At 49.8% G+C, this 13,465-nt stretch carries 11 protein-coding genes; 6 read left to right on the top strand and 5 right to left on the bottom strand.

All coding sequences use genetic code 11. From position 1 onward, the window contains the following. The first annotated feature begins 273 nt into the window (after positions 1 to 273). From rapA to ACXAH4_RS06205, 6 genes are all read left to right on the top strand, one after another. The gene (gene rapA / locus ACXAH4_RS06230) at positions 274 to 3,099 is read left to right on the top strand and encodes an RNA polymerase-associated protein RapA (RefSeq protein WP_474852273.1); all 2,826 of its coding nucleotides are present in this window, start codon (positions 274 to 276) and stop codon (positions 3,097 to 3,099) included. 2 nt (positions 3,100 to 3,101) lie between these two features. Further along, entirely contained in the window at positions 3,102 to 3,827 is a 726-nt protein-coding gene (locus tag ACXAH4_RS06225; RefSeq protein WP_474881366.1) for a pseudouridine synthase, read from the top strand. Positions 3,828 to 3,883: 56 nt separating this feature from the next. Continuing rightward, the gene (locus ACXAH4_RS06220; RefSeq protein ID WP_474845162.1) at positions 3,884 to 4,765 is read left to right on the top strand and encodes a DUF3530 family protein; all 882 of its coding nucleotides are present in this window, start codon (positions 3,884 to 3,886) and stop codon (positions 4,763 to 4,765) included. 136 nt (positions 4,766 to 4,901) lie between these two features. Beyond that, positions 4,902 to 5,222 carry a hypothetical protein gene (locus tag ACXAH4_RS06215; protein WP_474845164.1) on the top strand — a complete coding sequence of 107 codons (321 nt, stop codon included), beginning with the start codon at positions 4,902 to 4,904 and terminating at the stop codon, positions 5,220 to 5,222. An 88-nt stretch (positions 5,223 to 5,310) separates the two neighbouring features. Continuing rightward, complete coding sequence (locus ACXAH4_RS06210) at positions 5,311 to 6,651, top strand: AmpG family muropeptide MFS transporter (RefSeq protein WP_474845166.1); 1,341 nt, start codon at positions 5,311 to 5,313, stop codon at positions 6,649 to 6,651. Between the two features lie 67 nt (positions 6,652 to 6,718). Continuing rightward, a complete protein-coding gene (locus ACXAH4_RS06205; RefSeq protein WP_474845168.1) occupies positions 6,719 to 8,905 on the top strand; it encodes a response regulator in 2,187 nt (728 codons plus the stop codon). Here the strand turns inward: ACXAH4_RS06205 and ACXAH4_RS06200 are convergent. Genes ACXAH4_RS06200 through ACXAH4_RS06180 form a run of 5 tightly spaced genes read right to left on the bottom strand, consistent with a single transcriptional unit; the run spans position 8,902 to position 13,385 of the window. Beyond that, complete coding sequence (locus tag ACXAH4_RS06200; RefSeq protein WP_474845170.1) at positions 8,902 to 9,888, bottom strand: sensor domain-containing diguanylate cyclase; 987 nt, start codon at positions 9,886 to 9,888, stop codon at positions 8,902 to 8,904. The two genes, ACXAH4_RS06205 and ACXAH4_RS06200, sit on opposite strands and share 4 nt — an antisense overlap. Beyond that, the gene (locus ACXAH4_RS06195; protein ID WP_474845172.1) at positions 9,885 to 10,907 is read right to left on the bottom strand and encodes a response regulator; all 1,023 of its coding nucleotides are present in this window, start codon (positions 10,905 to 10,907) and stop codon (positions 9,885 to 9,887) included. The genes ACXAH4_RS06200 and ACXAH4_RS06195 overlap by 4 nt, the downstream gene beginning before the upstream one ends. 9 nt (positions 10,908 to 10,916) lie before the next feature. Continuing rightward, a complete protein-coding gene (locus ACXAH4_RS06190) occupies positions 10,917 to 11,750 on the bottom strand; it encodes a thymidylate synthase (RefSeq protein WP_474845174.1) in 834 nt (277 codons plus the stop codon). A 12-nt stretch (positions 11,751 to 11,762) separates the two neighbouring features. Further along, on the bottom strand, positions 11,763 to 12,575 hold the full coding sequence (gene lgt, locus ACXAH4_RS06185) for a prolipoprotein diacylglyceryl transferase (protein ID WP_119500010.1): 813 nt from the start codon (positions 12,573 to 12,575) through the stop codon (positions 11,763 to 11,765). Positions 12,576 to 12,578: 3 nt separating this feature from the next. Then, positions 12,579 to 13,385 (bottom strand): sulfite exporter TauE/SafE family protein, encoded by an 807-nt coding sequence (locus ACXAH4_RS06180; protein WP_474845176.1) that lies wholly within the window; start codon positions 13,383 to 13,385, stop codon positions 12,579 to 12,581. Positions 13,386 to 13,465 lie beyond the last annotated feature (80 nt).

Below are 13,465 nucleotides of genomic sequence, written 5' to 3'. Positions count from 1 at the left end.
TCAAGAGTCCCGCGAAGGAGAAGAAGCCTGTGTCGAACCGGACGCTCAACTCCATGTCGCGTCGACCTTCAAATTAACCATAATCCAGTTTTCCCGGCTTGGCTATCAATTTCTTTTCTGATTGCGCGGGCGGCAAACCCGAACCCGATTTCATCAGCAGTCCGCCAGCCTTCGGCTACACTTCTGTGAAACTTACCCGGTATGGTGCTTCACGGCTTTATTCGTACAGCGGTGTTCAGTACAATACCGGCCGCTAAAATAAAGGGTGGTAATATGAGTTCTGTAAATACGTTTTCAGCCGGTCAGCGCTGGTTGAGTAACACTGAGTCTGAATTAGGTTTAGGGGCTGTGCTCAGCGTCGATTTTCGTTCTGTTGAGATACTTTTTCCTGCAACCGGTGACAGCCGTATTTACACGAAGGACAACGCCCCTCTTACCCGTCTTATCTTTACTGAAGGCGACGTAATTACCAGCGAAGAAGGCTGGACTTTACAAATACAAAAGGTAGAAGAAAGCAACGGTGTACTGATTTATCACGGATTGCGCGAAGACACCAAAGAAACGGCGCGACTGCCGGAAACCTTTCTCGACCATCACATCCGGCTGAACCAGCCGGAGCAGCGTTTATTTAACTTTCAAACCGATACTCCAAAGTGGTTCGAACTGCGCCAGAAAGCTCTGGAACATCAGCATGCGTACCTGAAATCAGGCACGATTGGCTTGTCCGGTGCGCGGATTGAATTAATCCCTCACCAGTTACACATTGCCTCTGAAGTGGGCAACCGTCATGCACCAAGGGTATTGCTTGCCGATGAAGTGGGATTGGGTAAAACCATTGAAGCCGCACTGGTTATTCATCGCCAGTTAAAAACCGGCCGGGCACAGCGGGTACTCATTGTGGTACCGGACTCTCTGGTCCATCAGTGGCTGGTTGAAATGCTGCGCCGGGTAAATCTGGCCTTCGCTATTTTTGATGAAAGCCGTTGCGATGCGCTGGACGAGTCGGGCACGAACCCGTTTGAGAACGACCAGCTGGTACTGTGCAGTATCAGTTTCTTAAAAGACAATCCTAAACGCCACCAGCAAGCGCTGGATGCAGGCTGGGATTTACTGGTTGTCGACGAAGCCCATCACCTGGCATGGTCCACGGATGCCCCCTCTGAAGAATATCAGCGCATTGAGGCTCTGGCAGAAATCACCGCCGGCGTTCTGCTGTTAACAGCTACCCCTGATCAGCTGGGACATGAGAGTCACTTTGCCCGACTGCGACTGTTAGATCCTGCCAGGTTCCATGATTACAATCACTTCCTCGAAGAAGAAAGTCAGTACAGTGCACTGGCAGAGGCAGTGTCACCGTTACTCACAGACGAGCCGTTATCTGCAGACGCAAGAGAAAAACTCACGTCTCTCGCGCCTGAGATAACCGGCCGCTACAGCGATATGGATGAACCGGCCACACGTAAAGCCATTCTCAGCCAGCTGATTGATACACATGGCACAGGCCGGTTGTTATTCCGTAACCGTCGCGCCGGTATTGAAGGCTTCCCGGTAAGAATGCTGAACAGCTATCCGTTGCCTCTGCCGGAAATGTACGACAGTGCCGTCTGCGGCGGTGAACTCTTCGACGCGTTATATCCGGAGCGCCAGAGCGCACTGGTTAACAGCTGGACCGATAACGACCCCCGTGTTGACTGGTTGCTGGAATTTTTACCCTCAGTCCGCCCTGCCAAAGTTCTGCTGATTTGTGCCGACAAACGCACCGCACAGCAACTGGGTGAAGTGATCAGAACCCGCAGCGGTATTCGCCAGAGTGTATTTCATGAAGGCATGAGTATTGTAGAGCGGGATAAAGCGGCCCACTATTTCTCCGACCCGGAAGAAGGGGCGCAGATTTTACTGTGTAGTGAAATTGGCAGCGAAGGCCGTAACTTCCAGTTTGCCCATCATCTGGTGCTGTTTGATTTACCGCTTACACCGGACTTACTGGAACAGCGTATCGGTCGTCTGGACCGCATTGGTCAGACAAAAGATATTCAAATCCACGTGCCTTACATCAGTCAGTCTGCTCAGGAAGTGCTGTTGAAATGGTATCGTGATGGGTTAGGTGCTTTCTCACATACCTGCCCCACAGGCTCAGGTGTATTCGAAGAAGTGCAGGCGCAATTGGTGGAAGCCTGCCTTGACCCTGAAAACGAAGCGCTGGTTTCTGAACTGGTTACCACCAGTAAAGCCCTGAATGACACACTGAAAGCCAGACTGGATGCCGGCCGCGATCGTCTGCTGGAATTGAATGCGTCAGGGGAAGGTAAGGTAGACGGGCTGCTCGAAGAAATTGTTGAGCAGGATGCATCTGTTGAGCTGTCCCGCTTCATGGGCCGCCTGTTTGATGCCCTTGGCGTTAATCAGGAAGAGAAAGGTAACGACTGCTTCATTCTGACACCATCAGAATCGATGGTTAACCACCTTCCGGGGCTGGATCCTGAAGGTATGACAGTCACCTATCGCCGCCGCATTGCCACCACGCTTGAGCATGTGCACTTTTTAAGCTGGGACCACCCGCTGGTCCACAATGCCATCGATATGGTATTAACGGATGTACTGGGTAAAGCCAGTGTCGGGTTTATCGCTGATAAAGGTTTGCCGAAAGGGGCATTCTGGCTGGAGTCACTGTTTGTACTTCAGGCAAACGCAGATCGCAAGTTGCAACCGGGCCGCTTCCTGCCGGCAACACCGCTGCGCATTTGTACCGATGGCCACGGAAAACCGGTAGACCTGGTCTTTGACGCTCCCCGTAAAGCCGGCAGAAAAATTGTTCAGCAACTGATTCAGGCATTGCAACAACCGCTGACACTGCACATTGAAAAAGCCACCGCAGCGGCTCAGCAACAAGCGAACCAAATTCAGCATGATGCCATTGAAACCATGCAGGCAACCCTTAGCGCAGAAGCCCGCCGCTTACGGGATTTACAAGCACAGAATCCGTCAATACGGGACAGTGAAATCGAATTTATTGAGACCCAGCTGACGGGCTTAACCGCCGCGCTGCAGTCTGCAACAGTTCAACTGGAAGGCCTGCGTATCGTGGTGAATAATCCGTGAGTATGCCCGCCGGTAAAAAGCCGTTTATTTACGATCCGCCCATGTCACCTTTTTTGTCGCTGGTGTATTACGACAATGACATTGTGGTGGCAAATAAACAAAGTGGCCTGCTAAGTGTGACGGGTATCCAGCCCGCACACAAAGATGCACTTATCAGCCGCGTGCAAAAAGTGCTGCCTTCTGCCACCGTGGTTCACCGGCTGGATATGGCAACCTCCGGCATTATGGTAATGGCACTTAATAAAGAGGCTCACCGCCGGCTCTCGAAGCAGTTTCAGGACAGGCTGACGAAAAAGCGTTACTACGCCAGGGTTGATGGCACTGTGGCGGATGATGAGGGAAGTATAACCCTGCCACTGATTGTGGACTGGCCAAACCGCCCCAAACAGAAAGTAGACTTTGAGAATGGTAAGCCCTCACTAACACATTACCGTGTTATCAAACGTCTTGACGGGGAAACTTGGGTTGAGCTGTTGCCGGTCACCGGCCGCTCTCATCAATTACGGGTGCACATGCTGTCACTAGGTCATCCCATTCTGGGTGACAGGTTATATGCTCATGATGAAGCCAGAGCGAAGGCTCCCCGCCTTCAGCTCCATGCCGAAACGCTGATCCTGCAACATCCTTCTTCGGGAGAATGGAAACGGTTTACCAGCGATGTGCCATTCATGGACTATCAACCTGACACGCTGCCACTTCCGGGTTCAGACGTCATCAACCCGAATTAAGTTTTGCTTCGCACTGCCGATAACCTGTTTAGCCAGATTTGTTAACCGGAGTCGCAGTGTTCCGCTCTATAGTGTGTTTTCTTTTATTGCTGACCGGCAGTACACGGGCCGGCATACTTGCAGACGATATTCGTCAGCAGTATTTGCCGTCTGAGTACGAAACCGTACTCGCCGGTGAAGAAGACATTCCGGTTTTCTCCGCGCAGCCCACCACTACCCTCAGTCGCGGTGTGGCGATTATTTTTATGGATACGGGCTACCAGGGCCTGACCTTACAAAATGCGCAGCAACTGGCTGCCAGACTTAATCAGTGGGGCTGGCACACCCGCATCGTTCCGTCTCCGGTAAGTTTAAATCCGTTGGCAACAACCCCTGTCGCAGAAACAGCTCCCCCTGCGGACGGCACCGGAAGTGATGAGTTGCAAAGCGACAGTGATACGCTGAGTGCACTGATGCATCCCCGTGCCTGGGCGGGTTCACCGGTAGCCGATGCCAGTACCAGTCAGACGATGATGGCGTTGATAGCCGGTGCAGTCTTTCGCAGTGTGGATGATGTACCCGGGTTCAGACTGGTGATCAGTCAGGGAATGGGCGCAGCGCAATTTCTCTCCCTGGCCGTTACCGATAATGTGCCCCCGCCCGATGGGCTGGTGGTGATAAGCCCCTACTGGCCCCAAAGTGGCCTTCAGCAAAATATATCAGAGCAACTTGCCAGTACATTATTTCCGGTACTTGATTTACAGTTGCCGGGTTCGACTCCCTGGACTGCCGGAGCCCCTGCTATCCGCCGGACAGACGCCACGAAAGCGCTAAAACTTCACTACCGGCAGAAGCAATTAGGTGCATCAGTAAATCTCGCCAGCACGTTCGGAAACTCGGCGTTCAGTAACAGCCTCAGCAAAGAAATTTATGGCTGGGTAAATTACCTCGGCTGGTAAAGCGCTTCAAAGCGGAAGTCAATGGTGATTTTTTACAAGGAAATCAAAAGCCTGTTTACTTTTGTTTACAAATCACACAAAATACACTGTTAACGACTATACTAACTAATCATTTGGGTATCAGGCAGCGCCGACTATGCTTTTGTCATTTGTTGATACCAAGGCCGCGCAGCTATGCTTTTATCTTCGCGGTTTTTGGCAAGACGAAATCCCACATTCTGAGGTAGAAATATTCTTCTGGGACACTATGGAAGAATGGAGCCTGGTTCATTACGACCTCGATCAACCATACACTCAAAGAGAACGTGTATTCTGGCATGTACTGCATCAACTTCACTTCTGGTCTGAAGAAAAACTCAAGTACGACCCCTTTCTGGTGGAAGAACTGACCACCTGCACCGCTTTTCTGGAAGGCAAAGGTGCCTGTCCTCTCGACTGCGTAGGCATCCGTCCCTGAACGACCTTTCACAATTGCTAACGGCGGTTGTGTTTCCTCCCGTTACATGATCAAATACTCTTTTGGTTACTGACCGGTAAGTTTTCTTATGCGTTTTATCCAGTCCTTTGCTGACCGGCGACTTTTCAGTATTTTTGTGTTCGGTATTGCCAGCGGATTTCCCTGGGTCATGATCAGTTCTGTTATGACAGCCTGGTTAAAAGATGAAGGTTTATCCCGTACAGATATCAGCTTATTCGGCAGTATTTTTGCGGTTTATGCGATAAATTTTCTCTGGTCCCCCCTTCTGGATCGTATCCGTCTGCCCTGGCTAGGTCAGCGCAAAGGCTGGATTTTTCTGATGCAGGGAATCATCGTAGCCTGCTGTGTAATGATGAGTATGCTGAACGCCACTCACTCATTATTCTACGTTGCCCTTTTTGGTCTCAGTATCGCTCTGTGTTCCGCTACTCAGGATATCGCGATTGATGCCTACCGGATCGATATTATTAACGATGATGAAAGAGAGAAACTGGCTGCAGGATCATCTATGGCTACCGCCGGTTGGTGGACCGGTTACGGCGGTCTGGGTGCACTGCCTTTCTTCATTGCCGACTGGACAGGCTGGGCCTGGAATGACATCTATTTGTTGATGGCCTGCGTAATGGGCACCATTATGATATTCACCCTGTTTGCACAGGAGCCGGTTACAGACCGTGCAGCACAGCTCAAAGCTGCAACAGAATATTACCAGAAAGCCCTGGGCGCTGATCCGCAAAGTGCAGGCTTTGTGCAAAAAGCCGGCGCGTGGTTTTTTGTTACTCTGGCAGAACCATTCCGCGAATTTTTTACCCGTAACGGAACAAGGCTGGCATTATCACTATTACTCTTCATCTTCCTGTTTAAAATCGGTGAAGCCTTTCTGGGACGCATGAGTCTTCAGTTCTATATTGAGCTGGGATTCAGTAAAAGTGAAATTGGCGGTTATTCCAAACTACTGAACTGGTGGGTGACCATATTGTTTTCCGTCATAGGCGGTATGGTAACCATCCGCTACGGCATTTATCGCGGGTTGTTTATTGCCGGTATTGCCATGGCAGCCAGCAATCTGATGTTTTCACTGATGGCCTGGGTGGGGCCGGATAAAACCTTATTTGCTCTGACGATTATCGTCGACGGTTTCACAGCCGCCTGGAGTACCGTTGCCATGGTCGCGTTCATCTCGCTGATGTGTAACCGCACCTTTTCAGCCTCCCAGTACGCATTAATGGCGTCGTTAAGTGTGGCAGGGAAAAACCTGCTGGCATCAGGCAGTGGTTACATAGTGGATAAGCTAGACGGCGACTGGTCGACCTTTTTCATCATTACCGCCTTGATGGTAATACCCAGTTTATTGTTTTTGCGGGCGATAAAACCCCACATTATGAAAGCAGAACAGCAGGCACAATAATGCCGGGTTTCTGGTAATTTGAAAATTAACAACTACGCTTTATAAACATCAACACGTACCTTCGTTCATGCTGACCATTGAAGATTTAAAAGGGAAAATCAGGCGAACTTATCTTGTTGCACTAAGTGCCATTGCACTGTTACTCACAGTGTACTTTGCATGGACTCAGCAGTATCTCGTTTCGACCCAAATACAACCTCAGATAATTAATATTGCAGGAAAGCAGCGCATGTTGTCTCAGCGCATTGCATTTCTGCAGAACCTGCTTGTGTCTGAAGATGACCGCGCCCGCAGAGTATCACTGAAGTCGGAGCTCGTTGACCGGACACGGGAGTTTGCCAGAAGCCATGAAGTACTGGTTGCCAGACAATCTCTGAACGGCTTGTTCACCCCCTTATCCGGTGCCCTGGAAAAGCTTTATTTTTCGAAAGAAAGTGATCTTGACTCCCACGCCCTTGAATATGCTGACAGGGCTCTGGAACTTGCAAGTATGCCGGATTCTGCTCTGACCTCTGCGTCTCCGGTAAGCCTCTCTGAAGCCACCGAGCTATTGGAAGACCTCGACCATGCAGTACTGCTTTTTGAACAGCAACTCACTGGTGAGCTGAGATTTAACCAGTGGATGTTGCTGGGAATCTGGTTCATCACTCTGGGCTTATCTTTGCTCACTGTGCTGTTGCTCTTCAGACCCTTAAAAAATCTGGTGCTGGAGCAATTTAATCTGGTTCAGGAAGCGAAGCGGGATGTGGAATTCGAACGTGAACAAACGGCTAAAGTGGTAACTACGAAGGAAGAGTTTCTGGCCAGTATGAGTCATGAATTCCGTTCGCCGATTTCAGCCATTATCGGGGCGTTGGAGCTCATACCAAACATGCAATCCAAACAGGGTCAGTTGATTCAGAAAGCAGAACAAAGCTGCTATCGCCTGCTTATGCTGACAAGCAACCTGGTGGATAGCATGCAGTCGAAACAAATTGATGAGGTGTTTGTAAACGAAGATTTTGACCTCATCCGGTTACTGGACGATGCGCTCAGCCAGTTTGCTTACAATTGCCAGCAAAAAAACCTGCATTATCAGGTAAAGAACGAGAGTACTCTGCCCCACTATGTGAACGGAAACTCATCCAGTCTGATTAAAGCACTCAAAAATATTCTGGATAATGCGGTTAAATTCACTCCTGAAGGCTCAGTATCAGTATACAACCGCATGTCTGTCAGTGACGGAAAGCTGTTGTTGACGATTCGTGTGGTTGATACCGGCATCGGTATCCCCGAAAGCGACCTGCATAATATATTTCAGCGCTTCTACAAGGCTCACGGCAATTCAAGATTATACAGCGGAGCAGGCGTCGGATTATATGCATCCCGCACTTTGGTGGAACAGGCGGGCGGCACTATCACGGTTACCAGCGCACTTCATAACGGGTCGGAGTTTACGTTGAATGTACCGCTCAACGCAGCCAAAGGAGATACCCGCGAGGCGAAAAAGCCTGTATCGTCCTCAAAATTTGCTGTTGTTGATGATCAGGAAATCACCCGCATTCACTTATCTCACATGATTGAGAGTGAAGGCTATCACGTTGACACCTATCTCTCGGGCGCAGATCTACTGGCCAATCAGGATAAACTGAAAACCTATGACGGCATCATCACCGACTATTACATGCCAGGCATTAATGGCGCTGAATTAGCCAATTATCTGCAAGCTATGCTGGGTGAGCGGATGCCACCGGTCATTATGGTTTCGGCTGCGCCGCAAATTGCCAATATCATTGCCAACTCCAACATTCCGGCCTGGCAGGTGTTTGTTAAACCCATCGACAGGAACCGTTTTATCGACTCCATTCACCATCTGAGTCTCAATAAAGGCAAATCTTTCAGTCAGTCAGACAAAGTCAATGTGCTTATCGTCGAGGACGAGCCTATTAATGCTGAGATCCTGAGGGATATGGTGGAAAACCTTGGCTATGACGTTACCCTTGCAGAGGACGGTGAGAGCGCACTGTCGAGAGCCGGCGAGGAAGAGTTCAGTATTATTTTACTGGATCTCAATTTGCCGGATATGAGCGGCTTTGAAGTAGCAACAATACTCAAAGAACGTGGCTGCAAATCCCATCTGGTGGCCGTTACGGCCAGTGCTTATGAAAGCGATAAACAACGCTCAATGGAAGTAGGTATGCGTTACCATCTGGTGAAACCGGTAGCATATCAGGAACTGAAAAATACCATGAAGCTGCTGCTGGCGGTGTCTTAACCCTGCAGCTGCCCTATTTGCTTTTCGTTTTCGTGGTGCCATACAGATACCCGGTTACGGCCACTATTCTTAGATATATATAACGCCTGGTCGGCTTCTTCCAGCCATGCCATAGAAGAATTGACCGGTTTGCGGAATTCACTGAGGCCGATACTGACTGTGAAGCGGATTTGATGTCCTTCATGATCAATCACCATGGCTTCCGCCAGCCGGCGGATGCGCTCAGCAACCTTAAGCGCGTTTGTTGCCGTTGAATCCACCAGGATCACCGCAAACTCCTCTCCGCCGTAACGACCGGCCAGATCGGTTTCACGGATGCTTTTTTGGATAACTCTGGCCAACGTTTTTATCACCAGATCACCGGCCTGATGCCCGTAGGTATCATTGATCTTTTTGAAGTGGTCAATATCCAGCATACAGGCAGTCGATACAGTTTCACGGCGCTGAGACAACTTAAACAGACTGTCAAACCGCTCCTGCCAGTAGCGACGGTTGAATAAGCCGGTCAACCCGTCCACTCTGCTCATATGCTGTAATTCGTCATTAAGACGCTCTACCCGAAGCTTACTCAATGCCTGATCGGTTACGTCATACACCAGCATACACAGCTTGTTTACCGTACCATCCGGTGAAGAAAGGGGAAACATGGTCACATTCTGGAACATGTAAAGGGCATCAGATGTAATAGGCCGGTTAGTGCTAAAGCGGAACAGATACGGACGCTGCTCCCAGATGATAAAAACAGGGGTCTTCAGATTGAAAACCGGGTCCGCCTTACTTCTCAGCCACTGTTCATCTATCTCATCAAACAAAGAAAAAAGCTTTTTACCGCTAACCTGGCCCGGCCGCAGACCGGCATGGTTCTCCATGAACTGATTCCACACTTCGATGGTGAAATCTTTGTCCATTACTACTATGCCTACCTCAACAGAGCTCAGAAGATCCTGTTGCCAGTGCATACTAATCAGTTCATCAGAAATCATGCTACATATTCCTCATCGACCAGGCGAGAATATATCTTAGCCATCGATTGCTCCGGAAACAGTAACAACAGATCAAAACGGATATCCCGGCTTTTGATGGCATAGGCAATTTCAATCGCCATGACTTTCCCCCAGCGACTCGCATTATTGTTCAACATGGTCTCAAATCCGCTGTGCTGTCCCAGTAATATAGGATGGCTGTGACTGAAAGTTACATTCAGTTGGGCTGATAATGCGTTAAGACAGGCACCGGTAAGAATATTGGATACGTCCATTAACGCTTCGAGTTGCTGATCTTCTGTGGCGACCTGGTCGTTGTAATTCAGCAGCCGGATAATATTTTCCATTTTGGTGTCACTGAAAATCACCAGTGCTTCACCCTTAATGCCCGCGCTGGTAAAACCTTTGGAAACGGCTGAAACCCGCTGATTCTGGTGTGCTTCAGCCAGCGCCATATGCAGTTCTGTGGCTTCAATGACGTTAACATTGGGAATAGGCAAATCGATAAATTCACCGAGCAACCGGGCAAGGCTCTCACCGGCCTGTCCCATGGCAACATTGACCAGTTCGCGGTAGGCATCCAGTTGCTCATCTGCGGTATTTTTTTGCGTGCCGGCCAGTTGCAACGTACGGTTCTGCGCACTGCTGTCACCACTGTAAATACCATACTGACGCAATAACGCGGTGAGTTTCTTGTTGTCCATCGGCTTGCGGATAAAATCCAGCGCGCCCAAAGCTACCATGCGTTCCCGCGCTTCAGGCTGTACATCACCGGATACGACAATCACCAGACAGGGTAAATCCTGTTCGCGGATGGCTTTCATGGTTTCATAGCCATCCATCACCGGCATGTTTAAATCGAGGAACATCACATCGGCTTTGCCTGCACGGATTGCCTCAAGGGCTTCCTGACCGTTACCGGCAAACGAAATACTCACATCCCAGCCATCAGGGATGGAACGGGCCATTTGTTTGCGTGCGAAGCCTGAGTCATCGCAAATCAGTACCGGAGTGGTCATTTCTGTCCCTTAAATAGCAACAGGCGCTTTAATGTGCGGATGGGCCTGGTAATTTACCAGTTCAAAATCATCAAACGTAAAACCGAACAAGTCTTTCACCGCCGGGTTTATATTCATCTGCGGCGACGGAAACGGCTCTCTGGCTAACTGGATCTCAGTTTGTTCCAGATGGTTGGAGTACAGATGAGCATCACCCAGAGTATGAATAAATTCACCGGGTTCCAGTTCGCATACCTGCGCCACCATGAGAGTCAGTAACGCATAGCTGGCAATATTGAAGGGCACACCCAGGAACACATCACCGCTGCGCTGATATAACTGACAGGATAATTTACCGTTCAGCACATAAAACTGAAACATGGTATGACACGGCGGCAAAGCCTGCCTGCCGTTGGCTGCATTTTCTTTGGGCGAAACAGATGTATCAGGTAATACGGCAGGATTCCATGCACTGACAATCAACCGGCGGGAATCGGGATTACTTTTGATTTGCTCAACTACGTCTTTAATCTGATCGATTGTGGTGCCGTCTCCGGCATCCCAGCTGCGCCACTGATGACCATAAACCGGTCCCAGCTCGCCTTCATCAGTGGCCCATTCATCCCAGATTGAAACACCGTTTTCTTTGAGATACCGAATGTTGGTTTCACCTTTAAGAAACCATAACAACTCATGAATGATAGACTTCAAATGACACTTTTTGGTTGTGACCAGCGGAAACCCTTTCGCAAGGTCGAAACGCATCTGATAGCCAAATACGCTTAACGTGCCGGTACCCGTACGATCTTCTTTTTTCACGCCATGCTCTTTCACATGACGCATCAGTTTGAGGTATTCTTTCATACTTGCTTTTTCTTATGATTGTTCTGATTTTTGTACCGGCGATTTACGCATGTAAGCCCATACCATCAGGCCGGCGCCGAGCAGGATCATGGGAACACAGAGTAGTTGCCCCTGGCTCAGACCCACGGAATACAAACCGATGTGCTGATCCGGTTCACGGAAGTACTCAACGATGAAGCGGAAACAGCCGTAACCGAGCAGGAATAAACCGCCTACCGCCCCTGTAGGACGCGGCTTCGCAGAAAACAGCCAGAGAATGGTAAACAGTAACACACCTTCAAGCGCGAACTCATATAATTGAGACGGGTGACGGGGCTGCTCTCCCGCGCCCGGAAAAATAATCGCCCAGGGCACGTCGGCAGGACGCCCCCATAATTCGGCATTCAGGAAGTTACCTATTCTGCCTGCTCCAAGGCCAATGGGGACAAGAGGCGCAACAAAATCACCGATTTGCAGGAATGTGGCGTTCATTCTCTTTGCCTGCCATGCCAGTGCAACCAGTACCCCCAGAAGCCCGCCATGGAAAGACATACCACCGGTCCATATTCTGAAAAGATAAGTAGGATCTTCCAGGAACATACCGAACTGATAAAACAGTACATAGCCGATACGACCACCTAAAATCACCCCCACAAATCCCCAGAACAGCAGGTCGCTCAACTGGTCACGGGTCCAGTTAGTTTGTGACAGGCGTTTTTGCGCCAGCATATAAGCAGCCACAAAACCCACAAGGTACATCATACCGTACCAGCGCACACTCAACGGGCCGATACTAAATATGACCGGGTCTATGTTGGGAAAGACCAGATAACTACTTTCTGCCATGGTTTATTCTATTCCTACAATCATTCTTATACTTACCAGCACCAGCAGGCAGGCGAGCATTTTCTTCAATAAAACAGTGTTCATCCGCTGACCCAGACGGGCGCCGATATTGGCGGTAAATACCGAGGTACACACAATACCTAAAGTTGCCGGCCAATACACGTAACCTATCGAGTTTTGCGGAAGTCCGTCGACGGATGAACCGGTTAGTATAAAGCTGGCGGTACCAAACAGTGCGACGACCAGTCCGCTGAATGCTGCGCAGCCGATTGCCTGCCGTACATTCACCTGAAACCACACCAATGCCGGTACCAGCAGAGCGCCACCGCCAATGCCCATTAATGCACTGACACAACCGGTTCCCGCGCCCACAGAAACCAGTGCGGGTTTACCGGCTTTATGAGAAGAAGCCTGTCTGCGGCCAAATACCATCTGTGCAGCCACTGCTATTACCAGCACAGCAAAAATATTTTTCAATGTATGTCCCGATATGGCGCTGGCGACGTGAGCACCGGCTATGGCTCCGAAGGCAATACCAATACTGCTCCAGATAACAATATGACGGTCGAGATTACCCAGTTTGTGATGGGCCAGCGCGGAGGATAAACCGGTAAAAATAATGGTCGATAACGAGGTGGCAACAGCCATAGGCATGACGGTATCGGTATTTACGCCAAGGAAGTGTACCAGCAGGTAGGAAAGACAGGGAACGATAATAAGACCGCCGCCGATGCCAAGCATCCCGGCGAGCAGGCCAACAACCAGGCCTAAGGCCATACAGCAAAAGAAAAGTATTAAAAAAGGGTCCATGCGCCGCATCCGGATTGACGAGGCGCGTAGCGTATCACAGAACCATGACGATTTGTGTTTCTTGATACCGGCAGCAACTA

This window comes from Alteromonas sp. ABV2_168 (assembly GCF_056161165.1).
Note: the sequence above shows the minus strand (reverse complement) of the source record. Positions and strands in the feature narration are given on the sequence as shown.

Coding starts and splice junctions, on each gene's coding strand:
- rapA (WP_474852273.1), top strand. CDS start 274: ATGAGTTCTGTAAATACGTTTTCAGCCGGTCAGCGCTGGTTGAGTAAC.
- ACXAH4_RS06225 (WP_474881366.1), top strand. CDS start 3,102: ATGCCCGCCGGTAAAAAGCCGTTTATTTACGATCCGCCCATGTCACCT.
- ACXAH4_RS06215 (WP_474845164.1), top strand. CDS start 4,902: ATGCTTTTGTCATTTGTTGATACCAAGGCCGCGCAGCTATGCTTTTAT.
- ACXAH4_RS06210 (WP_474845166.1), top strand. CDS start 5,311: ATGCGTTTTATCCAGTCCTTTGCTGACCGGCGACTTTTCAGTATTTTT.
- ACXAH4_RS06205 (WP_474845168.1), top strand. CDS start 6,719: ATGCTGACCATTGAAGATTTAAAAGGGAAAATCAGGCGAACTTATCTT.
- ACXAH4_RS06200 (WP_474845170.1), bottom strand. CDS start 9,888: ATGATTTCTGATGAACTGATTAGTATGCACTGGCAACAGGATCTTCTG.
- ACXAH4_RS06195 (WP_474845172.1), bottom strand. CDS start 10,907: ATGACCACTCCGGTACTGATTTGCGATGACTCAGGCTTCGCACGCAAA.
- ACXAH4_RS06190 (WP_474845174.1), bottom strand. CDS start 11,750: ATGAAAGAATACCTCAAACTGATGCGTCATGTGAAAGAGCATGGCGTG.
- lgt (WP_119500010.1), bottom strand. CDS start 12,575: ATGGCAGAAAGTAGTTATCTGGTCTTTCCCAACATAGACCCGGTCATA.
- ACXAH4_RS06180 (WP_474845176.1), bottom strand. CDS start 13,385: ATGGACCCTTTTTTAATACTTTTCTTTTGCTGTATGGCCTTAGGCCTG.